Annotated in this window: 21 protein-coding genes; 7 read left to right on the top strand and 14 right to left on the bottom strand. The window is 70.8% G+C overall.

What is annotated here, in order from left to right; translation table 11 throughout:
• The first annotated feature begins 80 nt into the window (after window positions 1-80).
• On the top strand, window positions 81-1,076 hold the full coding sequence (locus H7J06_RS12590) for a glycoside hydrolase family 6 protein (protein WP_264039213.1): 996 nt from the start codon (window positions 81-83) through the stop codon (window positions 1,074-1,076).
• Between the two features lie 3 nt (window positions 1,077-1,079).
• Here the strand turns inward: H7J06_RS12590 and H7J06_RS12595 are convergent, their stop codons facing one another.
• Both H7J06_RS12595 and H7J06_RS12600 read right to left on the bottom strand, forming a co-directional pair.
• Window positions 1,080-1,757 carry an IF2 family translation initiation factor gene (locus H7J06_RS12595; protein ID WP_264039214.1) on the bottom strand — a complete coding sequence of 226 codons (678 nt, stop codon included), beginning with the start codon at window positions 1,755-1,757 and terminating at the stop codon, window positions 1,080-1,082.
• A 26-nt stretch (window positions 1,758-1,783) separates the two neighbouring features.
• Window positions 1,784-2,341 carry a CsbD family protein gene (locus H7J06_RS12600; RefSeq protein WP_264039215.1) on the bottom strand — a complete coding sequence of 186 codons (558 nt, stop codon included), beginning with the start codon at window positions 2,339-2,341 and terminating at the stop codon, window positions 1,784-1,786.
• 250 nt (window positions 2,342-2,591) lie between these two features.
• Here H7J06_RS12600 and H7J06_RS12605 point away from each other — a divergent pair, with 250 nt between their 5' ends.
• On the top strand, window positions 2,592-3,494 hold the full coding sequence (locus tag H7J06_RS12605; RefSeq protein WP_264039216.1) for a DNA-formamidopyrimidine glycosylase family protein: 903 nt from the start codon (window positions 2,592-2,594) through the stop codon (window positions 3,492-3,494).
• Here the strand turns inward: H7J06_RS12605 and H7J06_RS12610 are convergent.
• Complete coding sequence (locus H7J06_RS12610) at window positions 3,491-4,306, bottom strand: YhjD/YihY/BrkB family envelope integrity protein (RefSeq protein ID WP_264039218.1); 816 nt, start codon at window positions 4,304-4,306, stop codon at window positions 3,491-3,493. The genes H7J06_RS12605 and H7J06_RS12610 overlap by 4 nt on opposite strands.
• 24 nt (window positions 4,307-4,330) lie before the next feature.
• Here H7J06_RS12610 and H7J06_RS12615 point away from each other — a divergent pair, with 24 nt between their 5' ends.
• Window positions 4,331-5,005 (top strand): CDP-alcohol phosphatidyltransferase family protein, encoded by a 675-nt coding sequence (locus H7J06_RS12615; protein ID WP_264039219.1) that lies wholly within the window; start codon window positions 4,331-4,333, stop codon window positions 5,003-5,005.
• Here the strand turns inward: H7J06_RS12615 and H7J06_RS12620 are convergent.
• Window positions 4,914-6,572 carry a phytoene desaturase family protein gene (locus tag H7J06_RS12620; protein ID WP_308205773.1) on the bottom strand — a complete coding sequence of 553 codons (1,659 nt, stop codon included), beginning with the start codon at window positions 6,570-6,572 and terminating at the stop codon, window positions 4,914-4,916. The genes H7J06_RS12615 and H7J06_RS12620 overlap by 92 nt on opposite strands.
• The gene (locus H7J06_RS12625) at window positions 6,569-7,687 is read right to left on the bottom strand and encodes a glycosyltransferase family 2 protein (RefSeq protein ID WP_264039220.1); all 1,119 of its coding nucleotides are present in this window, start codon (window positions 7,685-7,687) and stop codon (window positions 6,569-6,571) included. Before H7J06_RS12625 ends, H7J06_RS12620 begins: the two co-directional genes overlap by 4 nt.
• A 90-nt stretch (window positions 7,688-7,777) precedes the next feature.
• On the opposite strand from H7J06_RS12625, the gene H7J06_RS12630 reads away from it, so the two are divergent.
• A complete protein-coding gene (locus tag H7J06_RS12630) occupies window positions 7,778-8,569 on the top strand; it encodes a carotenoid biosynthesis protein (protein WP_264039221.1) in 792 nt (263 codons plus the stop codon).
• Entirely contained in the window at window positions 8,566-10,161 is a 1,596-nt protein-coding gene (locus H7J06_RS12635; RefSeq protein WP_264039222.1) for an FAD-dependent oxidoreductase, read from the top strand. Before H7J06_RS12630 ends, H7J06_RS12635 begins: the two co-directional genes overlap by 4 nt.
• Here H7J06_RS12635 and H7J06_RS12640 read toward each other — a convergent pair.
• Complete coding sequence (locus H7J06_RS12640) at window positions 10,113-12,371, bottom strand: putative bifunctional diguanylate cyclase/phosphodiesterase (RefSeq protein ID WP_264039223.1); 2,259 nt, start codon at window positions 12,369-12,371, stop codon at window positions 10,113-10,115. The two genes, H7J06_RS12635 and H7J06_RS12640, sit on opposite strands and share 49 nt — an antisense overlap.
• Before the next feature lie 179 nt (window positions 12,372-12,550).
• Here H7J06_RS12640 and H7J06_RS12645 point away from each other — a divergent pair, with 179 nt between their 5' ends.
• The gene (locus tag H7J06_RS12645; RefSeq protein WP_264039225.1) at window positions 12,551-13,291 is read left to right on the top strand and encodes an SDR family oxidoreductase; all 741 of its coding nucleotides are present in this window, start codon (window positions 12,551-12,553) and stop codon (window positions 13,289-13,291) included.
• A gap of 10 nt (window positions 13,292-13,301) precedes the next feature.
• Here H7J06_RS12645 and H7J06_RS12650 read toward each other — a convergent pair whose 3' ends face one another.
• Window positions 13,302-13,586 carry a hypothetical protein gene (locus H7J06_RS12650; protein WP_264039226.1) on the bottom strand — a complete coding sequence of 95 codons (285 nt, stop codon included), beginning with the start codon at window positions 13,584-13,586 and terminating at the stop codon, window positions 13,302-13,304.
• Between the two features lie 250 nt (window positions 13,587-13,836).
• Here H7J06_RS12650 and malQ point away from each other — a divergent pair, with 250 nt between their 5' ends.
• Window positions 13,837-15,849: a 4-alpha-glucanotransferase gene (gene malQ, locus H7J06_RS12655; protein WP_264039734.1), complete on the top strand. Its 2,013-nt coding sequence runs from the start codon at window positions 13,837-13,839 to the stop codon at window positions 15,847-15,849.
• On the opposite strand, the gene H7J06_RS12660 is transcribed toward malQ, so the two are convergent.
• The 7 genes from H7J06_RS12660 to H7J06_RS12690 form a co-directional block, all read right to left on the bottom strand.
• A complete protein-coding gene (locus H7J06_RS12660) occupies window positions 15,836-16,528 on the bottom strand; it encodes a YoaK family protein (protein WP_264039227.1) in 693 nt (230 codons plus the stop codon). The genes malQ and H7J06_RS12660 overlap by 14 nt on opposite strands.
• A complete protein-coding gene (locus H7J06_RS12665; RefSeq protein ID WP_264039228.1) occupies window positions 16,529-18,118 on the bottom strand; it encodes a gamma-glutamyltransferase in 1,590 nt (529 codons plus the stop codon).
• A 53-nt stretch (window positions 18,119-18,171) separates the two neighbouring features.
• On the bottom strand, window positions 18,172-18,936 hold the full coding sequence (locus H7J06_RS12670) for an amino acid ABC transporter ATP-binding protein (RefSeq protein WP_275079347.1): 765 nt from the start codon (window positions 18,934-18,936) through the stop codon (window positions 18,172-18,174).
• Window positions 18,933-19,727, bottom strand: coding sequence for an amino acid ABC transporter permease (locus H7J06_RS12675; RefSeq protein ID WP_264039229.1), 795 nt, complete (start codon window positions 19,725-19,727; stop codon window positions 18,933-18,935). The genes H7J06_RS12670 and H7J06_RS12675 overlap by 4 nt, the downstream gene beginning before the upstream one ends.
• A 3-nt stretch (window positions 19,728-19,730) precedes the next feature.
• On the bottom strand, window positions 19,731-20,573 hold the full coding sequence (locus H7J06_RS12680; protein ID WP_264039230.1) for an ABC transporter substrate-binding protein: 843 nt from the start codon (window positions 20,571-20,573) through the stop codon (window positions 19,731-19,733).
• A gap of 138 nt (window positions 20,574-20,711) precedes the next feature.
• Window positions 20,712-21,386 (bottom strand): TetR/AcrR family transcriptional regulator, encoded by a 675-nt coding sequence (locus H7J06_RS12685; protein ID WP_264039231.1) that lies wholly within the window; start codon window positions 21,384-21,386, stop codon window positions 20,712-20,714.
• A gap of 94 nt (window positions 21,387-21,480) precedes the next feature.
• Entirely contained in the window at window positions 21,481-22,494 is a 1,014-nt protein-coding gene (locus H7J06_RS12690) for a zinc-dependent alcohol dehydrogenase (RefSeq protein ID WP_264039232.1), read from the bottom strand.

Below are 22,494 nucleotides of genomic sequence, written 5' to 3' on the forward strand. Positions count from 1 at the left end.
AGCACGGACAGGATGTGCCGAGGGGCGCCGCGGTCGACGATTGGCACTTCCGCGGCCGGGCCGTTAGCTTCCCAGGGGTGATGACCTCAGCTGCCGGCGCAGTCGCACGGTGGATCTCCCCGTTCCTGGCGGTCGCCGCCGTCGCCACCACCACCGTCGTCGCGGCAGACCCCGCGCACGTCGTCAGCGCACCGGCGGTGCGGCTGGCCGCCGACGGAAACCCGTTGGCCACCTTGCCCTTCTACGTGAACCCGAACTCGAAGGCCATGCGCGCCGCGAACGGCGCCGGCAGTCCCGAGTTGACCGCCATCGCCAACACGCCCACCGCGTACTGGATGGACCACCTGTCCACCCCCGCCGTGGACGCGAAGTACATCGCCGACGCCCAGGCCGCAGGCACGATGCCGATCCTGGCGCTCTACGGAATCCCGCACCGCGACTGCGGCAGCTTCGCCGCCGGCGGATTCAGCTCGGCCGGGGCCTACCGCGGGTGGATCGACAACGTGGCGGCGGACATCGGGGGTGGGCCGGCCGCCGTCATCCTGGAGCCCGACGCGCTCGCGATGGCCGACTGCCTCTCCGGTGACCAGCGCCAAGAACGCTTCGACCTGATGAGCTACGCGGTCGACACGCTGACCCGCAACCCGGCCACGGCCGTCTACGTCGACGCCGGCCACTCCCGGTGGGTGAGCGCCGACGACATGGCCGCCCGGCTCAACCAGGTGGGCATCGCCAAGGCCAGGGGGTTCAGCCTCAACACCGCCAACTTCTTCACCACCGGCGAGGAAACCGGGTACGGCGACGCCATCTCCGGAATGGTCGGCGGCAAGCCCTACGTGATCGACACCTCGCGCAACGGCAACGGCCCCGTCGAGGGCGACCCGCTGTACTGGTGCAACCCCAGCGGGCGCGCACTGGGCGTCGCTCCCACCGCCAACACCGGGAACGGAAACATCGACGCGTTCCTCTGGGTGAAACGCCCCGGCGAGTCCGACGGCTCGTGCCGCGGGGGCGCCGGGGCGGGCACCTTCGTCAACCAATACGCGATCGACCTGGCCCGCAACGCGGGTCAGTAGGGATCAGGACTTGGCGGACCGCTCGGCCTGACGCTTTTCCTTCTCCACGTCCGCCAGCTCCTCGAGCCGGTCGGCGTCGGCACGCTTCGTCTGAGCGGCATCCCGTCGCTCCTTGGCGTCGTCCAACGTCGCGTCGGCCGCCTCGGTCACCCGCTTCTCGGCGGAGTCGATGCGCTGCTCGTCGGCCCGCTTCGCCGCCTCCGCCTGCTTCTTCAGGCGAGCGGCGATGTCGTCGGCTTCCTTCTTGGTGTCGCCGGCGCGCTTTTGGGCGGCCTGCGTGGCCGCCTGCTTGCGCTTCTCCGCGGAGACCTTTGCCTCGTCGACGGCCTGCTCCTTGGCGGCCCGTGCGTCGCGAACCTCCTCGACGACGTCCTGGCGAGAAGCCTTGAGCTCCTCCTCGGCCTGCGTCACCTCCGCGTTGGCCGCTGCCTCGAGGCGAGCCGCCCGGGCGAGTTCGTCGCTGCGCTTGGCCAATGACGCGCCGCGCCGCTTGAGTCGGGCGTCGCCAAGGGCGTTGCCGACGGTGGCGTCCAACACCCCCAGCGACCGCTCGTAGGCCAGGCGTGCCGGTGCCTCGGAGTCCATCCTGGCCACCACGCGCTCCTCGATGAGCTGCAACGGAAAGCGGATGAACTGGTACTGGAACCGCAGGATGGTGCGGGGAATGGTCACGATGCTCATGTCTGAATCCTTGGAGTGGTCGTCGTTCACGGCAGGTCGGCGTTGTCGGTCAGTTTTTCGGCGCGCTGCCGGGCCTCGTCGGCTGCGGTGCGGGCGGCGGCCGCGTCGTCGAGCGCCGCTTGGTGCTCGTCGACGGCGTCGGTGGCGTCACTGGCGGCAGCCCGAACGTCCACGCGCTCCTGCGCTGCGGCACGTTCCACTTCCCGTTGCGCGTCGACCTCGGCCTGCGTGGCCGCACGCTGCGACTCCTGCTGAGCAGCCTGCTCGGCGGCCGCCTTCTGCGTGGCCTGCTGCGTCACGATCGAACTCTCCACCGAGGCGGTACGCGCGTCGACCGCGATCCGCGCCTCGGCTCCCTCCAGCCTTGCTTCGGTCGCCTGGGCGCGGGCCTGCTCGGCCTCGGCGTCGGCGACGGCTTGAATGCTGTTGGCTTCCTTGCGTTCTCGAGCTTGCGTCTGCTCCAGCTGCCCCTCGGCAGTCAGCGAATCGTTGCCTACCATGGCGCCGGCGATTTCCTTGGCCTTGCCCTTGACCGAATCGATCAGGCCCTTGCGGGCCTCGTCGGACATGTCGTGTTCACTCACTGATACTCCTCTGACATCGAAAGCGGTCTCATTGTTCGGTCCGCCCATGACGACACCGTGGACTCGAAGGTCCATGGCTAAATGGATGCTCGGTTCCCGCCGGGTTGAAACACGGCGCGAGTGTGAGATTCACCGCCGGGCTCGGCCGACGTTTACGCGCCTCGAATTACCCTCGCGCAGAATCGCTTCCGGCCCTCCGCAGTCACGTCTTGATTGGCGTTTGAGTGACTTGGGTCCGGGTAGGTGAGGGATGTCGAGCGCTTTCAACCCCGTGAGCGCCACCGGCGAATTCGCACTCGGCTCGCCCGAGCCCTTCGGCGTCTCGCGAGGAGGGGGACCGAAGGTGCCCGAGGGTGACACCGTCTACGCATTGGCCCAACGGCTGGACGGCGCGCTGCGTGGGCAGACGCTGACCTACGGCCGGCTCCGGGTCCCGAGGCACGCGACGGCCGACCTGGCCGGGCGGACCGTCCTCGGTCACGACACCCACGGCAAGCACCTGCTGACCCGCCTCTCCGACGGCCTCACCCTGCACACCCACCTGAAGATGTCGGGCTCGTGGACAATCTCGACGGCCGGACGCTGGCTGCCGCGCACGGTCATGCCCGACGTGCGGGTGGTGCTGCGTACCGACGGCCCCGCCGCCTACGGCGTCGACCTCCCGCTCGTCGACCTCCTGCCGACGCGTGACGAAGCCCTCGCCGTGGGCCACCTCGGACCCGACCCCCTGCGGGCGGACTGGGACCTAGACGAAGCCGTCCGACGCGTCGCGGCCGACCCCGCCCGGCCCGTGGTGGCCGCCCTGCTCGACCAGCGCAGCGTGGCCGGATTCGGCAACCTGTGGGCCAACGAGCTGTGCTACCTCCGCGGCCTTGGCCCGTGGACGCCCGTCGCCGAGGTGGACGTCGGCGCGCTGCTCGAGCTCGGCGCCCGGGCGTTGCGTCACTCGGCCACCACCCCGGGCGCCATGCAGGTGACCACCGGGGTGCGCCGCAAGGGCGAGCAGCACTGGGTGGCCGGACGCGCGGGCCGACCCTGTCTGCGCTGCGCCACCACCGTGCGGGTGGTCGCCGAGGTGGCGGGCGACCCGCAGCGGCGTCGCACCTGGTGGTGCCCGACGTGTCAGCCGGGGCCGCCGCGCCCGCCCCGCTAATCCGCGCGCAGAGCCTCGTCGAGGACGATGGTCACCCGGAATCCGCACAACACCAGGATGTGCAGCACGAAGAGCCACAGCGCCAGGGCCGAGACCGCTCCGACGATGGGCAGGCCGCCGAACGGCGCCGACCACTCGACGGGGATGGCCAGGAAGAGCACGAAGCCCTGCAGGAATCCGGCGAGGATCGCCCCGGTCGAGAACGCACCGATCACCAGCGCCCGTGGGGCGATCCGGCCCGGTCCGATGAGCCCGAACACCCCGACCAGTGCCGTCGACACCGTGACCCACACGACGTGGAACGCCACGACGACACCCCAGATCAGGGACCATCCGCTGCCCGCGTACAGCGGGCCGACGTACGGCGCGGCCACCAGGACGGCCAGGACCAGGAACGGGGCGACGGCGGCCACGCCGAGCAGACCGGCTCGGCCGCGCCATCCGGTGAGGGTGTCACGCGCGGCCGACATCTGGACGAACGCCCGACGCAGACCCTCGCCGTAGAGGCTGGCCGGAAACAGCACCACCAGCGCCTGCACCCACGACATCGACAGCGCCACCTCGGTCAGCTTCCGCAACGCCGCCGGGGTCCCGTGCCCCTGTGGCAACCCGTCGATGCCGGCGTTCATCGCGGCGACGACCGTGTCGGGGCCCACCAGCGCGCCGACGGCCCACAGCGATGCCAGGGCCAGCGGGACCAGGCCGATCACCCCGAAGTACGTTGCGCCCGCCGCCCACAGCGCGAGATCGCTGCCGGGAAACGTCTTGCGCACCCCCGACGCGAGTTCGCGGACGCGGCTCCCCGCGATCATGGGGCGCCCTGGCAGTCTGGCTTCATGACGCCAGAGCGTTCCGACGACGAAGAATGGTCGGAGTTGCACGGCGGCGTGCAACCGTCGCCGGTCGTCCGCGGCTGGCTGCGCGTGATTCGGGTGTTGGCATCCGGTCCGATTATCCGCGTCCCGCCCGATGCCCTGTCCGCGGCCGGGGTGCTCGTGCTGGCCGGAGCATGGGCGGCGGTCGTCGGACCCGGCTGGCCGGCGCTGGTCGTGCCGCTCGTCGTCCTCGCCGGCGTCCTCGACGGGCTCGACGGCGCGGTCGCGCTGCGGACCGGGCGGGCCCGGCCGATGGGGGCAGTGGTGGACTCGGTCGCCGACCGGGTAGGCGACCTGGTGCTGGGCGGGATCCTGGTCGCGATCGGCGCCCCGCCGGCGTGGGTGCTGGCCGCGGTGGCGCTGGTGTTCCTGCTCGAGTACGTCCGGGCCCGAGCACAGGCGGTCGGCATGCCGGGGGTAGGCGCGGTGACCGTCGCCGAGCGCCCGACGCGACTGATCGTCGTCGCGATGGCCGCCGGCGGGGCCGCCGCGTGGCCCGCGGGGCTCCCGTTGCTGGGCTGGGGGTGGGGCGTCACGTTCGCGGTCACCTGGACCGCCGTCGGCGTCGTCGGAATGGGTCAGCTCCTGGTCGGCGTGCGGCGGACGGTCCCGCCGACGTTTCCGCCGGCCCAATGAGGGTGGCGACGATCTCGGCGGACATAAGCACCAGCGGAATGCCGCCGCCGGGGTGCGCCGACCCCCCGACCAGGTAGAGCCCCGGTATCGGACTGCGGTTGGCAGGTCGGCACAGCGCGGCTCGAGGCCCGTGCGAGGCGGTCCCGTAGATCGCCCCGCCCGGTGCTCCGGTGCGCCGTTCCAGGTCGGCGGGGGTGATCGTCTCGGTGAACCGGATCCGCGGGCGGACGTCGACGCCACGGTCGGCGAGCAGGTCGAGCACGTGCTCGGCGTACCGCTCGCGCAGGCCGGGGGCGTCCCAGTCGACCCCGCGCCCCGGGTCGTGGGTGGGCGCGTTGACCAGCACGAACCATCCCTCGGAGTCGTCGTCGGGCCGCAGTGCCGGATCGTCGGGCGAGTGCACGTAGACCGTCGGATCGGGCACCGGTCGGGGGTGCCGTCCGAAGATCGCGTCGAACTCGGCCTCGTAGTCGCGGGGAAAGAACACCCGGTGCGCCGCTCCCGGGTGCCGGCCCGACAGGCCGAGCAGCAGGACGAACCCGGCCATGGAGCGGGAACTGCCCCGCAGCGACCGCCGAACCGTCCTGGCCTGGTATCGGGGTAGGAGCCGGTCGTAGAGGACGGTCGCGTCGGCGTTGCACACCACGACGTCGGCGGGCACGTCGCGGCCGGCCACCCGCACGCCCGTGGCGCGTCCGCCCGTCGTCGTCACCGCCTGCACCTCGGCCCCGGTGTGGATCTGGACGCCGAGCTCGACGCAGCGTGCCTCGAGCGCGTCGACGATGCGCCGCAACCCGCCCGCGACGTACCACGCACCGAACTCCTGCTCGACGTAGGCCGTCACGGCGAGCACGGCCGGCGTGCGACGGGGGTCGGACCCCGAGTAGGTGGCGTACCGGTTGAGCCAGGTCCGCAGTCGCGCGTCGGGCAGCATCCGGCGGCCGAGGCCGTCGATCGTCTGCCACGGCGCCACCGTCAGCAAATCGGTGGGGCGCATGCTCATCCTGGCCAGTGCGGCGAGCGAAATGGGTTGGCGCAGAACGGGTTCACCGACGAGATCCCACAGCCGGCGAGAGCGCTCGTGCAGTCGGAACCACGACTGGCCGGCACCGGGACCGAAGGCCTCGTCGAGGGCGGCGGGCACGGCGGCCGCGTCGTGGGGCATCGACAGTTCGGTGCCGTCGGCGAAGCGGTACGAGCTCGCCGGGTCGACGGCGGTGGGAGTCAGCCCGGCCGGACCGCCGGTGTCGGCGAAGAGTTGCTCGAGCACGGCGGGGACGGTCAGCAACGAGGGCCCGGTGTCGAAGGTGAAGCCATCGCGTTCGACGACGCCCAGTTTGCCTCCGACGGTGGCGGCGCTCTCGTACACGGTGACGTGATGGCCGGTCGCGGCCAAGCGTGCGGCGACGGCGAGCCCGCCCAAGCCGGCCCCGATGACGAACCCCTGCCCGCCGGTGTCCATCCCCGAGTCGCTTCGCTCCTGCCCGCCGGTGTCCATCCCCGAGTCGCTTCGCTCCTGCCCGCCGGTGTCCATCCCCGAGTCGCTTCGCTCCTGCCCGCCGGTCACACCTCCCGACCCTTCCAGCGCAGCGTCCCCCGCACCCGACCCACCCACGACGACGCCAGCAAGCCGAGCAGGGCCACCACCGAGAGGGGCTGGGCCAGGGCGTCCCAGGGCCGCCCGCCCCATCGTCGCGTCAGCAGCCGGCCGGCGACGGCAGCGCCGTAGCCGAGCAGGCCGACGCGCGAGCCGGCCACCGCGGCCGCCGCTGGCACCACGTAGACGACGGTCAACGCCGTCGCGACCGCGAGCGCGCCCGCGGGCGAGCCGAACGCCGACCACAGGGACTTTCGGTAGCCCGCGCTCAGCTCGCGACCCGTCGCGTACATCCGACACGTCGCCAGCGCGGACCCGTCGGCGAGGCCGGTACGGCCGCCCACCGCCCGGACGGCGCGGGCCAAGCCGATGTCGTCGAGAACCGCACCCGACACCGAGTGCCAGCCGCCGGCCCGGCGTAGGGCCTCGGCGTCCACCAGCAGGAACTGGCCGTTGGCCGCGGCCATGGACGGTCTCGCCGACCGCTCGGCCAGCCGCAGCGGCAGCGTCGTCGACCAGGACCACGCCAGCAGCGGTTGGACGAGCCGCCCCAGGAACCCCGTCGACACCTGCCGCGGCCACGGACACAGCAGGTCGAGCGGTCGAGGTCCGCGCAGGACGGCCACCGCGGCGGCGACGGCGTGCGGCGCCAGGACGACGTCGGCGTCGACGTAGACCAGGGTCTCGCCACGGGCGGCAACCGCGAGCTGAGCGCACGCGTGCGGCTTCCCGAGGGCGCCCTTCGGCGGCACGGTCCCGGTGATGACCCGCACCCTGGTGTCGGAGCCTGCGGCGGCGCGGGCCACGTCGGCGGTCCCGTCGGTGGAGCCGTCGTCGAGCACCAGGATCTCGGCGTCGTCCAGACCACGCTGCGCGAGCAGCGATTCGAGCGTGGGGGTGATCCGGTGGGCTTCGTCACGGGCCGGCACGAGCAACGACACCGCCCCGGTCACCGGGGGCGGGTCGGCCGGCGGTCGGCGCAGCAGCCGCAGGTTCAGTAGTTGGTGGGCCGTGCCGAGGCAGGCCAGCGTCGATCCCGTCGCGACCAGAGCGCGTAGGGGTTTGACCGGGCGTGCGTGGGGCACCTACGAACCCTACGGACTCGCGTCCCGCCGCACCTCCGGCGGGCGCGGGTAACCTCGGCCTTTACGACTCTCGACGGGGAGGTGCTGCGCGTGGCCCTGGCCGAGCTCCGTGCGCCCACGACCTCGCGCCAGGCGGTGTGGGTGTTGGTGACGGCCGCCGTAGGCAGCCAGATCCTGTACCCGCTGATGCCGGAGTCGTGGCTCACGACCGTCACCATCGCCAGCGTCGTCCTCTTCTTCCTGGCAAGCGTCGCCGACGCGTACCGGGTGCTCGGGGCGGCGAGCGCGGCGGTGCTGGTGGCCGTCGCCGGAGGTGGCGGTTTGGTCGCCGAGTCCGTCGGGGTGGCCACCGGCTGGCCGTTCGGGCAGTACGCCTACACCGGCACGCTGGGGCCGGAGCTGCTCGGCGTGCCGGTCGTCGTACCGATGGCGTGGGTGATGATGGCGTGGCCCGCGCTGGTGGTCGCCCGCACGCTTGCTGGCAATGCCGTGGCGGTCACCGCGCTCGGCGCGGTGGCCCTCACCACGTGGGACGTGTTCCTCGATCCGCAGATGGTGGCGGCGGGCCACTGGCGGTGGTTCGACCCCGAGCCTGGCCTGCCGCTGATTCCGGGCATCCCGTTGACCAACTACCTGGGTTGGCTGGTGGTGTCGGCGGTGGTGCTGGCGACGCTGAACGCCTTGCTCCGTCGCCCCGACCGGCCCTCGGCACCCGCGGCGACGCTGTACCTGTGGGTGTACTTCTCCTCGGTGATGGGACATGCGGTGTTCTTCGGCCTCCCCGGTTCGGCGGCCACGGGTGGAGTCCTGATGGGCGTCGTCGCGATCCCGTTCGCCGTGTCGCTCGTGCGCAGCCGTGCTCGGCGACGGGCCCAGTCGTGAGCGCCGAGTCGACGAGCAGGGCGGCACCGATGCGGATGCGTCCCCGCCGACTGGTGGTGCCGGACCCCCTGCTGCCGAGGGACGTCGGGCCAGGTGCCGAGGCGGTCGTCGTCGGTGCCGGAATCGCCGGGGTGTCCGCCGCGGTCGTCCTCGCCGAGCGCGGCGTGCACGTGACCCTCATGGAGGCGGCCGACCACGTCGGGGGACGCCTCGGCGCGTGGCCCGACCGGCTGCCCGACGGCAGCGAACAGATCGTTGAGCACGGGTTTCACGCCTTCTTCCGGCACTACTACACGTGGCGGTCGATTCTTCGCCGCGCCGATCCGGAGCTGTCGTTCCTGGCTCCGGTGAAGAGCTATCCGGTGATCTCGGCGGACTGGCCCGCCGAAGACCTGTCCGGCCTACCATCGGCGCCGCCGCTGAACCTGCTGGCATTGGTCCTGCGCTCGAAGAGTCTGAGCAGGCGCGAGATGCTGCGGGCCAATCCCGACGCGGGGCGCGCGCTGCTGGCCTACGACCGCGCCACCACCGTCGCCGACCTCGACGGCGTGGACGCCGCGGCGTTCCTGGACCGGCTCGGCATGACCGAACGCACGCGCACGATGCTCTTCGAGGCGTTTGCCCGGTCCTTCTTCTGCAACCAGGGCGAACTCTCGGCGGCCGAACTCGTCGCGATGTTCCACTACTACTTCCTCGGCAACCCGGAGGGCATCGGGTTCGACGTTCCGAACACCGACCACGCGACGGCCATCTGGAATCCGTTGCGGGACGTGCTCGAACGGCTCGGCGCCGACGTCCGTACCGGCTCGCCGGTCACCGGCATCGAGCCCGACGGCCCGGCGTGGCGGTTGAGTGCGGCCACCGGCGACCTCGTCAGCCGCAACGTGATCCTCGCCCTGGACCCCGGGGCCCTCCGCAGGCTGGTCGGCACCTCGGCCGAGCTGGCGTCGGTTGCCCCGCTCTTGGCCCGGCAGTGCGACGCCGTTCGGGTCGCGCCACCGTTCGCGGTCAGCCGGATCTGGCTGGACCGCGACGTCGCCCCCGAGCGCGACCCGTTCAGCGCCGTCACCGGTCAGCCGACGCTCGACTCGATCGCCGTGTACTCCCGGCTCGAGGAACCGAGCGCCCGGTGGGCCCGGGCCACCGGCGGTTCGATCGTCGAATTGCACTCCTACTCTTGCCGATTGGACGACGCCGCCGCGGCGGCCCGCGCGCTGCGCGCCGAACTGGCCGTCCTGTGGCCGGAAACCGCCGACGCGACGGTGCTGCACAGCCACGACCGCCTGGAAGCCACCGCACCCGCGTTCCCGCCGGGTTCTGCGGGCACCCGGCCGACGGTCCGCACCGACGCCAGGGGCGTACGGGTCGCCGGCGACTTCGTCGAGCTGCCCTACCTGGCCGGGTTGATGGAACGGTCGGCGATGTCCGGCGTGCTCGCCGCCAACGACGTCCTGGCCGAGCTCGGCGCGGCGGCCGAGCCGATCATGGGCATCCCGCAACGCGGACTGCTGGCGGGATTGCCGACGTACGGTCGCGGCGCACGTCAGACGCCGGTCAGCTCCGCCAACCCGGCCGCGCGGCCGAATAGATAGCCCTGGGCGAGCCGGCACCCGGCCGCGAACACGGTGTCTGCCTGCGCCTCGTGTTCGATTCCCTCGGCGATCACCTCCAGGCCCAGTGCCGAGCACAAACCGATCACCGAACGGTAGAGCGCCAGCCCTCGATCGGGCTCGTCCCCGACGGCCAGGCTGCGGTCGAGCTTGACGACGTGCACGGGCAGGGCGTGCAGGTAGCTCAGGGAGTTGAACCCGGCGCCGAAGTCGTCGAGGGCGACCTGGATGCCGAGCGCGCCGAGCCGCTCGATGGCTGCGGCCCCTTCGGACAGGTCGACGATCGGGACGGTCTCGGTGATCTCCAGGACCAGCCGGCCGGGGTCGACGTCGTGGCGGTCGAGGGTCCTCGTCACCTGCTGTTCGAAGGCGCGATTGCCAAGCCTGGCTGCGCCGACGTTGACGTGGATGACCAGCGGCGAGCCGGCCTCCTGAATCTCGCGGCAGGCGAGGTCCAACACCATCGCGTCGAGCGCGGCACCGAGGCCGGCGCCCTCGGCGACGGCGACGAAGGTGGCCGGCGGGATCTGCATGCCGTTGGGGGCCGACCACCTGGCCAGGGCCTCGACCGCGACCGGGCGGCGGTCGGGCAACCTCACCACGGGTTGGTAGGCCAGGCTGAAGCCCGGCGGCACCCCGCCGGCGGCGCGTCTCAGGCTGCTGGGAAAGTCGACCACCACGCCGGAGGACGGGCGGTACACCACCGCGGTGTTCTTGCCGAGCCGCTTGCCGGCGTACATGGAGATGTCCGCCTGCCTCATCAGGTCGTCGGACGTCGGCGCCGGGTCACCGGCCTCGTATTCGACCAGGCCCATGCTGGCCCGCACCCGCACCGTCGACCCGTGCACGGCGAACGGGTCCCGGAGTGCGACGCGGAGACGGTCGGCGACCTCCTCCGGCACGTCGTCGTCGGTCCCGATCAGGATCGCGAACTCGTCGCCACCGATGCGCGCCAGCGTGTCCGCCGGGCCCACGCATCGGCGAAGACGCTCGCCAACGGCGCACAGCAGTTCGTCCCCCGCGGCGTGACCGAACTGGTCGTTGACCTCCTTGAAGTCGTCGACGTCGACGAAGATCAGCAGAAATCGTCCGTCGCGCACCGCGGCGTCGAGGCGCTGGCCGAACAGCAACCGGTTGGGCAGCCCGGTCAGCGCGTCGTGGTTCACCTGGTGGGCCAAGCGGCGCTGCGCTTCGTACAGCCGCTTGGTCAACTGGCGGGCGATGGCAATCGCCACGATTTGTCGGGCGCCGACCAGCACCACCATCGACATGCCGAGCCACACGACCGTGGTGGGCAGGGGCAATCCGATCAGCACGTGGGAGCAACACAGCACGACGATGCTCAGGAAGCCGAGGTAGGGCCACACCAACTGCGCCCAGTCCATCACCGCGTCCCCGACGCCGCCGTCGCCGTGCGGCGTCAGCTCGAGCACCGCGTAGGCAATCATCAAGGGACCCAGGATGTTTCCCGCCCCACCCCACACGTCCGGGGTGGGCACTCCGATGCTCCACAGGTAGGCGATCAACCGGTCCGATCCCGCCAGCAGGACGACGCCACCGGCGAGCAGCAGGTAGTTCCGCCGGTGCAGGCGATCGCGTCGATAGGAGGTGGCCACCAACACCGCCAGCACGACGACGATCAGTTCCAGCACGGAGTAGGCCGCCACCACCGTGCCGTCATAGGACCGGGGAAGTGCGACGGTGGTCGTCACACCGAGGCCACCGAGGAAGACGAGGATGGAGAACGCCGCCGCGGCGACGAGGCCGTCCAGCACGGCGATGGCCAGGGCACCGGGCGGCGACCCGCCTCGCCGTCCGGTCGGCCAGCCGCCGCTCTGCACCAGCAGCACCATCGCGACGAACGACAGGATCGGCGGCCCGAAGTAGGCGATCACGGCCGGCAGCGGCGCGGCGGCGCCCTCTCGACCGTCGTTCAGCCACCAGAGGACCTCGCCCACCAGCCAGCTCGTCATGGCGGCGACGACCAGCACCCGCCAGGCGCGCGCCATCCCGCGCGTCCGCCGTGCCGCGGTCACCGCGCAGATCATTGCGCCGGTGCCGACCACCGACTGCAGCACGAGTGCGACGAGGCGGGCCACGTCGCCGCCGTACGGCGCCAGCGCGTTGAGCGCCGTCAGGGCGGCTACGGCGGCGAAGATCCCGAGACGTAGCCGGCCCCCAGAGATCGACACGAAAACCTCGCTTCGGCTGCGCCGACGATGGCTCATCTTGGCACGGTGGCCGTCGCGGCGACCCCGCACTCGCGACATCCGGATGCCTTATCGTGACCTTAGCTTTTCCTTAAATTTCTTATTTTCGGTGTACCGTCGACCCGGACGATCGGCGATCATCCCGACGGAAGGAACCGCACGTGCACCACGTACCTGAACGAATCGTCCTGGTGACGGGCGCCTCGAGGGGCATTGGCGCCGAAGTGGCGCAGCAGCTGGCCGACCCGAACACCCACGTCATCGTGAACTATCGCGAGAAGGCCAAGCGGGCCGAGGACGTCGCCGCGGCCATCCGCGCCGCCGGCGGGCAGGCCTCGACGCTGGGCGCCGACATCTCCGACGACGCCGAGGCCAGGGCCATGATGGAGTCGATCGAGACCCGCTTCGGACGCCTGGACGCCTTGGTGTTGAATGCTTCCGGCGGTCTGGAGATGGGAGCCGATCCCGGCTACGCGATGCGCCTCAACCGCGACGCACAGCGCCGGCTCGCCCAGCTGGCCGTGCCGCTGATGCCCGTGGACGGACGCATCGTCTTCGTCACCAGCCACCAGGCCCACTTCTTCCCCAACAAGGCGGTACCGAAGGGCTACTCCGCGGTCGCCGCGAGCAAGCGAGCCGGCGAGACCGCGCTGTATGCCATGCGAGCGGTGTTCAGCCGTGCCGGCGTACGCCTCACGGTGGTCTCCGGAGACATGATCGACGGGACCATCATCGTCAGGCTTCTGCAGCGTCGCGACCCCGACGCCGTGCAGGCGCGGCGCGTGCACGGCACGCTGCCGACGGTGCACGAGTTCTCCGAGGCCATCGTCAGCGCCGTCACCATGCCGAGTCCCCCGGGAATCGTGTACGTCGGTGGCGCCGACTACCTGATGACCGCGTGACCCGAGCGCGTCAGCTCGACGGCGCGTCGCCAACGGCGCGCGCGAGGATGACGCCGAAGTCCCGGTGCAGGTCGTAGTCGTCGATCCACCCTCGCAACATCCCGACCATCTCCTCGGGTAGCGAAATGCGTTCGCGTACAACTACTTCGAGCACGCACTGGAACACCGGCGAATAGTCGCCGACGCCGAGGTGAATGAACGCGGTGTGGCGTTCGGCGTCGGTGAGATGCGCGTGGACGTGGTCGACGAGATCCCAGGCGAGCGTGGATTCTCGCGGTCGGTCGGTGGCCTTCACTTCAGTACCTTCGCAGCTGGCAATGGCGTCGGCGCTGGCATCCTGTGGCTGTTCGACTAAACCGGGCGAGGATCTGCGCGTTGGGTAATGACAACCGTATCCCGAATCGGGCCGCTCCGCTGTCCGTGCGGACCGCGTGGGCCACACCCGTCGCACCGCGGTGTACGCCCCGCGTTCCTGGGTACTAGAGCACCGTGTCCCCACAGTGCCGCCCGTGCCGTCTGCCCTCGACCGTCGTGACCCGTCCGTCATGACCGGCGAACCGAAGCCCGTCTCCGAGGACCTTCGCGCGATCGCCACGGCCCACGGTGTCGCGACGTCCTACCGCAACGAGCGCCGCGTCCCGGTGGAGGTCGACGCCGACGTCGTCGTCAAGGTGCTGTCGTTGCTGGACGTCGACGCGAGTTCGGAGGCCGCCATCCGCGCCGAGCTGACCCGCTTGGAGGAGGTCGACCGCGCCGGGGTGCTGGCACCCACGGTGGCCGTCCGGTTGACCGGCCGGCCGCAGGAGTTTCCCGGGGCCGTCGAGCTGGTCGACGAGAGCGGCACGCGCATCGAAGTGCACGACGAGCTGCCCGCCGACCTGGCGCCGGGCTGGTATCGACTGACCACGCGCGGCGGCCAGCAGGTCACGCTGGTGGCGGCCCCACCGAAAGTGCCTCGGGCGCAACCTACGTGGGGCTGGATGCTTCAGCTGTACGCGCTGAGGTCGGATCGGTCCTGGGGCATCGGCGATCTCGGTGACCTCCGGGAGTTCGTGGAGTGGACCGCCCGCGAACACCGGTCCGGCGCGGTGTTGCTCAACCCGCTGCATGCGCCGGGCCCGACTCATCCGGTGCAGCCCTCCCCCTACACGCCGTCGAGCCGTCGGTTCGCCAACCCGCTGGCGCTTCGCATCTCCGACGTCGACGCCTACCGGCGCGCGGATCCGGACACCCGCGCCGAGGTCGACGCCCTGCGCGTGTCGGCGGGCACGCCGCGCGTCGACCACGATCTGGTGTGGGCCGCGAAACGCGATGCGCTGGAGCTGCTGTGGCGCTCCGGGGGGCGCCCGAACCCACTCGACGACGCGGCGGCGTCGGACGGCCTACGCGACTGGGCGACGTACTGCGCATTGGCCGAACGGCACGGCGGCCGCTGGAGCCGTTGGCCGGAACCGCTGCGCGACGTCCGAGGAACCGCCGTCGCCGACGCGCGCCGCGAGCTCGCACCCCGGGTGGCCTTCCATGCGTGGGTGCAACGGCAGTGCGCCGAGCAGCTGGGCGCCGTCCGGACCGCCGCGTCCGACGCGGGGATGTCGCTCGGCGTGTTGCACGACCTCGCCGTGGGGGTGGACGCCGACGGCGCCGACGCCTGGGCGTTGGCCGACGTGCTCGCCACCGGCGTCAGCATCGGTGCACCGCCGGACAACTTCACCCCACGCGGTCAGGACTGGGGGTTGCCGCCGTGGCGCCCGGATCGCTTGGCCGCCACCGGGTATGCCGCGCTGCGCGACATGCTTCGGGCCGTGCTCGCGCACGCCGACGGGCTGCGGATCGATCACGTCGCCGGGCTGTGGCGACTGTGGTGGATTCCGCCGGGCGACGGCCCCGACCGCGGCACCTACGTCTACTACGATGCCGACGTCATGCTGGCGGTGCTGGCCTTGGAAGCTCATCGGGCGGGGGCCATCGTCGTCGGCGAGGACCTGGGTACCGTCGAGCCCGAGGTCACCGAGGCGTTGGCGGACAACGAGATGCTGGGTTGCGCCGTCTCCTGGTTCACCAGGGACACCGACGCCCCCGGGGAACCGCTTCTGGCACCGGAGAACTGGCCGACGCGCGCCGCAGCGAGCATCTCCACCCACGATCTGCCCACCGCCGCGGGCTTCCTTCGCGGCGAGCACGTGCGCGCCCGCGCCGACCTTGGTCTGCTCGACGACGTCGCGGGCGAGCAGGAGCACGCCGACGCGGAACGCGCCGAGTGGCTGGCGCTTCTGCAGGCCCGGGGGCTGTTGCCGGCCGGCGACGCCGAGCCCGACGAGGAGTCGATCATCGTTGCGCTGCACCGGTTTCTCGCGTCCACCCCGAGTCAGCTCAAGCTGATCTCTCCGTACGACGTGGTCGGTGAGCCCAGGCAGCCCAATCTGCCGGGAACGGTCGACGAGTATCCGAACTGGCGCCTGCCGTTGCCACTGACACTGGAGCAGTTGCGGGCCGACCCCAGGGTCGCGGAGATCACCGCCGCGTTTCGGGATGAGGCGCCTCGGGTTACGCCGCCCTGATCGTCGCGCGGTCCCACAGGCGGTGACCGATCAGCGCGGTCCCCAGCGTGGCGATCGCCGCGACGTACACCGGAACGCAGATGTGAAGTTTCATCATCACGCCTCCGACGAGCGCCCCGGCGAAGATCGCCACGACCGCCCACAACCGGCGGTGGGTGAACCAGGCGAGGCCACCGGCGAACAGCGTCTCGCTGGCGTACGAGGTGATGGTCGAGGTCACCACCACCGTCGTCATGTCGGTCACCGCCAGGAAGCGGGCGACCGAGGCCTGGGCGCCCATGGCGACGGCAATCGTTGCCGCCGCGAGGATTCCGCCCAAGGATTGTCCGTCGGTGGGCATCAGCAGCAGTGCCGTCGCGACCGCGCCGAGCAGCACGGCGTTGGCAACCAGCGTCGCGGTGACGGCTGGGCCCCAACCGGGTTCGCCACGCCGGATGAGCCGTCCGGCGACCGCCGCCCCGACCACGTAGGCCATCAGCGCGACGAGCGGGCCGGCGACCGGTAGCCCCTCCTCGGCGGCGATGCCCATGCCGAGGATCACCACGTTGCCGGTCATGTTGCCCGTGAACACCCGGTCGAGGCCCAGATAGCCGACGGCGTCCAGGGCACCCGTCACCACGGTCAGAGTCATCATCAGCCACAGCCGCAGATGACGGTCGACCAGCGCGTGCGTCTGCACCTACGACGTCCGCCGGTGACGGGCGTACTGCACCACCACCGCCGAGCCGTCGGCGCGCGGATCGGCGGCGGCGGTCAGCTCGCCGTCCGCGCCGGCGCGAACCACGTTGGCCTGGCCGAGGTTCTCCGAATGGCCTGGCACCTCCACGGTCTCGAAGCTGGACGCGCGCAACGACGCCTGGGCGGCGTCGTCGGCGTCGGCCTCGACGACGACGGAGTCATCCGTGCAGCCGAGCGCTTGCTGACCCACGACGGCGCGCGGCGCCGCGACGGCGTCGGCGGCGGACTGCCCGTCGAGCATGCGCAGCAGTACCTGGGTGAGGATCTGGGGCTGCCCCTGACCACCCATCGTGGACAGGACGTGGCGCAAATCGCCCTTCTCCGTGACGATGACGGGCATGAGCGTGTGCAGCGGCCGCTTTCGGGGGGCCAGCACGTTTTGCGAGCCGGCGTCCAGGGAGAAACTGGTCCCACGGTCGTGAAACAAGATGCCGGTGTCGGGGTCGACGAGCCCCGACCCGAAGGCGTGGTAGACGCTCTGGATCAGCGAGACCGCCCATCCGTCGCCGTCGGCGGTCGCGACCCCGACGGTGTCCCCGCGGGGCACCGACCGCGCCACGACGGCGTCGCCGACCGGCGTCGCGGCCCTGAGATCGTCGTGCACCAGGGCGGTCGTGTCGACCGCGGCCTGACGTGGGTCGGCCAGATACTCCGATCGCAAGCGGTTGCCGTGGTGGAACACGCGCATCAACGTGGCGAGGTCGTCACCCAGCGGCGCAGCCGTGTGAAACTCGTCGATGGCCGCCAAGGCGCGAAGCATGATGAACCCGTGGGTGTTTGGTGGGCTCGTCGACACCACCAGCCCGCGGAACTCCACCGACGACGGCGCCGTGATCTCGGGCCGGAAGTCGGCGAAGTCGGCCTCGTCGAGGGCCGAACCACGCGAGCGCAGATAACGTACGGTGCCCGCCGCGAGCTCACCCCGGTAGAAGACGTCGGGACCGCCGTCGGCCAGCGCGGCGAACGTGGCCGCGAGCGCAGGCTGACGAAGGTCGTCCCCGGTCTGCAGCAGGCGCCCACCCGGCCGGAACACGCGGTCGAAGTCCTCGGACCCGTGGAGGTCGACGTTCTCGGGGTCCGCGAGGTGCGCGCCGAGCGACGCGGCGACCGGAACGCCGGCGTCGGCGGCGCGCCGGGCGGGCTGCAACAGCCGGCGCCACGGCAGTCGACCGCCCATGCCGTGCAACGACTCCCAGCCACGCACACCCCCGGGCACCGTGACGGTGTCGGCTCCGCGGGCCGGCAACTCGGAACCGTGGTTGGCGCGCATCGCGCCGACGTCGACGGCCGCGCCGGCCCAACCGGAGGCGTTGACACACGTCACGGTGCCGGCAGGGCTGCGCACCAAGGCGATCAGATCGCCGCCGAGGGCGACGTTGTGCGGGTAGACCACGGTCAGGACGGCGGCCGCGGCGATGGCGGCGTCGACGGCGCTCCCCCCGTCCCGGAACGCGTCGGTCGCGGCGTCGGTCGCCAGGGCGTGCGGGGTGGCGACGGCGCCGGTGAACGACGACGCTGAAGAAACGGACACGGCGAACGTCCTCTCTGCTGGTGTGGTGGTGGGGCGGGGCTGAGACCGGCCGGTCAGTGGATCGTCGACAAGAAGGTCTTGGTCCGCTCGTTCTTGGGGTTGGTGAACAGCTCGTTCGGCGGGGCGTCTTCGATGATGCGGCCGGCGTCCATCACGATGATGCGGTCGGCGACCTCCCGGGCGAACCGCATCTCATGCGTCACCGCGACCATGGTCATGTGATCGCGCGCCAGTTCGCGCATTACCTCGAGCACCTCGCCGACCATCTCGACGTCCAGCGCGCTGGTGGGTTCGTCGAACAGCATCACCTTTGGTCGCATGGCCAGCGCCCGGGCGATCGCGACCCGCTGCTGTTGTCCGCCGGAGAGCTGGCTCGGTCGCGATTCGGCCTTGTCCGCCAACCCCACTCGCTCGAGGAGGGCGATCGCGTTGGTCCGCGCCTCGTCCTTGGGCTGGCCGAGCACCCGCACCGGGGCGTTCCACACGTTCTCCAGCGCCGTCATGTGGGGAAACAGGTTGAAGTGCTGGAAGACGAAGCCGATCTCGCGCCGTCGGCGGGCGAGCTCGGTGGTGCCGATCTTCTTGCCGTGGGCGCCGTGGGCGATGGACACGCCCCCGACGAGCACCTCGCCACTCGACAGCTCCTCGAGGTGGTTGATCGAGCGGAGCAGGGTGGTCTTTCCGGCGCCGGACGGTCCGATCAGCACCACGACCTGGCCGCGCTCGACGTCGAGGTTGACCTCGTTGAGGACCCGCTTGCCGCCGAGCATGCAGCAGGCGTTGCGCACCGAGACGATTGGTGCGGTGGTGTCGGTCATCGAGCCCCCTCGGCTTGCAGAGTTGCGTTGGCCGCCGCGCGCCGGGCGCCGAGCAGCCGGGACGTGATGGGCACGCGCTGCTCGATGCCGAGCTGGCGGGCCAGCCGATTCTCGATCCAGGCCTGGATGAACGTCCAAATCGTGGTCAGGGCAAGGTAGTAGATCGCCGCGACGATGAAGATCTCGAAGGTGTGGAACGTCGCCGAGCTGATCGACTGCGTGACGAGGAACATCTCGCTGACGCCGATCACCGAGAGCACCGACGTCGTCTTCATCATGCCGTTGAACGAGTTGCCCAGCGGCGGGACCATCACGCGCAGCGACTGGGGCACGATGATCCAGCGCATCAACCTGCCCGGTGTCATCCCCAGGGAGGCGGCCGCCTCGAATTGTCCCTTCGGCACCGAATCCAAACCGGCCCTGATGATCTCGGCGATGTAGGCACTCTCGTTGACCATCAGGCCGATGACGGCGGCCTGGACGGCGGCCTTCAGCGACCACCCCAGCAGGGAGACGTCGTTGAATTGGTAGATGCCGACCGCCGCGAAACCGGTGTAGATGATCACCAGTTGGACGAGCAGCGGCGTGCCGCGGATGACCCAGATGTAGCCGCTGGCGAACCCCCGCACCACGGCGAATTGCGAGCGTCGCATCAGCGCGATCACCAGTCCGAGCAGGATCGCCAGAATCATTGCCACCAGGGAGATCCCGATGGTGAGACCGAGTCCCTCGAGGAACGCGTCACTGGGGGTGAACAGCGACTTCCAGAAGAATTGCCAGTCGAATTGCATGGGCTACTTCTTGATGCTCAGGTCGGTCATGCCCCACTCGCCGAGGATCTTGGCGTAGGTCCCGTTGGTCTCGAGCGTCGACAGCACGGCCGCGATGGCGTCATGAAGCTGCGTGTCGTCCTTGCGTGTGGCGGCGCCAATGTCGATGGTGCCGAACGGTTGTCCAATCGTCTTGATCTTGGCGCCGGTCTTGGTCTCGTAGTACCCGAGGGTCTCGGCGGTGTCCATGAAGGCGTCGACCTGTCCATTTTGCAGCTGCTGCAGGGACACGTCGGCCTGGTTGCTCCGGTTCAGGTCGACCGCGGGCTTGCCTGCGGCAGTGCACTTCCCGGACTGCTCGGTGGCCAGCGACTCCGCCGTCGTCGCGACCGCGACCATGACCTTCTTGCCGCACAGGCTGTCGTCGAGGCCCGTCACGTCCGCGGGCTTGTTCGCCGAGACCGCGATGCCGGTACCCGACTTGACGTAGGGCACGAAGTCGACGACCTTTTCGCGCTCGGGCTTGACGTAGAGCTGCGCCATGATGACGTCGCATTGCTTCGCCTGCAGGGTGGGGATGACCGTGGCGAACGACGACTGGACGAAGTCGGACTTGAGTCCCATCTCCGATGCCAACGCCTTGCCGAGGTCGACCTCGCTTCCGACGAGTTCGCCCGATTCGTCGTGGTAGACGTTGGGTGGCGTGCCGTCGTTGGGCGCGCAGATCTTCAGCGTGCCGGCCTGCAGGATCGCCGGGGGCGCCACCTTCGCCGGGCCGCTGGGCTCCGGCGCCGCGGTGTCCGACGACGAACAGGCGACGAGCGGCAGGGCAGCTGCCGCCACGACGGCAATGAGCGCTCTCTTCATGGTTCCTCCCAAAGGTCGACGCCGAGAGGGTGATGCCGATCACCCGCTGGCCTATCGAACGATAGGGCAGCGACGGCATAAGCGCGACCCCTAGAGGAAATCCTTTACGTCGACGTCACGAGGGACGCCGCGACTGCCTCAGCGGGCGTTCGTCACGCCCACGTCGCGCAAGCGGGTGCGCGTCACGTCCTGGATCGTCGGCAATCGCGACTGGTCGACCAGCAGTGACCGGACGACGAAGTCCGCCGCTTGCAGGGGACGTTCCTGACGCATGCGCCCGGGACCACCCTGTTCCCGCAGCGTCTCGAACAACACGCCGTTGGTCGCCCGCAGGACGAAACTTGGCTCGAATGGCACGAACTCACCGGCTTCGCAGCCACCGTCGACGACGCGCTCGATCTGCTCGTGGAACAGCGCGATGCCCTCTCGTTCGTCGGAGAATTCGTCGAGTGCGAGAACGGCGTCCTGGTAGAGCCCGCGCGCGTCGAACGGCTGCGCCAAGATCTCCCGTACGTCGCAGGCGATGGCGAGGTGCAGCTTCTCGGCCCAGGTCGACTGTTCGCTCAGTCGTTGATTCATCCGGTCTATCGTTGGGCCGAGATCCAACTCGACGAGTTCGCGGAAGACCTCGTGCTTGGCCTGGAAGTGGTGGAACAGCGACGGCTGGCGGATCTGAACCGCCTCGGCGATGTCGCGCGTCGACGTGCCGAAGTAACCCCGCTGGGCGAACAGGACGGAGGCGGCCAGCAAGATGCGACCCCTCGTCGAGGTCCAGTCCACGGTCTTCGGCTGCCAGCCCGGCCCGTACTTCACCATCCCACTGTGACACACGACCGCGCCCGACAGGCAGCCCGCAGCCGAAAGTCCAAGCGGCCTAGCGCGTTCGGGTCGACTCGCCCGGGTGCCGTCAACTCGACGCCGACACGGCCACCATCACCTTGTCGCCCCGACGCTCGGCGGCCGAACCAAATGCCTTGGCGGCCTCGCTCAGCGGGTGGCGTTCGGTGACCAGCAGGTCCAGGTCGACGCCGCCGGCGGCCATGGCGATCGCCCGGGGATAGGTGTCGTTCATGCGCCGCACCATTGCGAACGTCAGGCCCTTGCGCCGCGCGACGGCCGCGGGGAAGGCCGAGTCGTCCTGGGACGGGATGCCCGCCAGAGCGATGCGACCACCCGGCCGGGATGCCGCGACGGCGGTCGCGATCGCGGCGTCCGTTCCGGCGACCTCCAGGACGACGTCGACGCCCCGGCCGCCGGTCGCCTCGAGGACCTCGTCGGCGCCGTGCTCGTCGGAGAACGCGGCGTCGGCGCCACTGCGCAACGCAGTGTCCCTCCGGTGCTCGAGCGGTTCGCTGACGAACACCCGCGCGGCACCCTGGCGACGCGCCACCTGGACGGTCAGTGCCCCGATCGGTCCGGCACCCACCACGAGGACGTCCGCGCCGGGCCGCAGATGACTCACCGCGACCGCGTGCAGTGCGACCCCGAGTGGCTCCAGCAGCGCCCCCGCGTCGTCGCTGACGTCGTCGGGAAGTGGGTACAGCAGGTGATCGGGCCAGACGAGATGCTCCTGCATGGCGCCGTCCAGTGTGCCGTGGCCGGCGAATCGCACGGTGGGACAGAGATTCTCGTGACCCATCCGGCACATCTCGCACGATCGGCACGCGATCGCCGGGTCGACGGCCACCCGGCGACCCGCGTGTGGCCCGGTGAGGGCGACGGCCGCGAACTCGTGCCCCGGCACGACGGGCCGCTCGATGCGGTTCTCGCCGATGCCCCCGTCGGTGAACCAATGCAGGTCGGACCCGCAGATGCCCACGGAGGTGACCGCAAGCAGCGACCAGCCCGCCGGCGGATCCCCTGGCGGGGGTTCGTCGGCGACCCGGAGGTCTCCGACGGCGTGCAGGCGGGCGGCGATCAT

Source organism: Mycolicibacterium hodleri, from assembly GCF_025822245.1.
Lineage (GTDB): Bacteria > Actinomycetota > Actinomycetes > Mycobacteriales > Mycobacteriaceae > Mycobacterium > Mycobacterium hodleri.

Coding starts and splice junctions, on each gene's coding strand:
- H7J06_RS12590 (WP_264039213.1), top strand. CDS start 81: ATGACCTCAGCTGCCGGCGCAGTCGCACGGTGGATCTCCCCGTTCCTG.
- H7J06_RS12595 (WP_264039214.1), bottom strand. CDS start 1,757: ATGAGCATCGTGACCATTCCCCGCACCATCCTGCGGTTCCAGTACCAG.
- H7J06_RS12605 (WP_264039216.1), top strand. CDS start 2,592: ATGTCGAGCGCTTTCAACCCCGTGAGCGCCACCGGCGAATTCGCACTC.
- H7J06_RS12610 (WP_264039218.1), bottom strand. CDS start 4,306: ATGATCGCGGGGAGCCGCGTCCGCGAACTCGCGTCGGGGGTGCGCAAG.
- H7J06_RS12615 (WP_264039219.1), top strand. CDS start 4,331: ATGACGCCAGAGCGTTCCGACGACGAAGAATGGTCGGAGTTGCACGGC.
- malQ (WP_264039734.1), top strand. CDS start 13,837: ATGACCGGCGAACCGAAGCCCGTCTCCGAGGACCTTCGCGCGATCGCC.
- H7J06_RS12670 (WP_275079347.1), bottom strand. CDS start 18,936: ATGACCGACACCACCGCACCAATCGTCTCGGTGCGCAACGCCTGCTGC.
- H7J06_RS12675 (WP_264039229.1), bottom strand. CDS start 19,727: ATGCAATTCGACTGGCAATTCTTCTGGAAGTCGCTGTTCACCCCCAGT.
- H7J06_RS12680 (WP_264039230.1), bottom strand. CDS start 20,573: ATGAAGAGAGCGCTCATTGCCGTCGTGGCGGCAGCTGCCCTGCCGCTC.
- H7J06_RS12690 (WP_264039232.1), bottom strand. CDS start 22,494: ATGATCGCCGCCCGCCTGCACGCCGTCGGAGACCTCCGGGTCGCCGAC.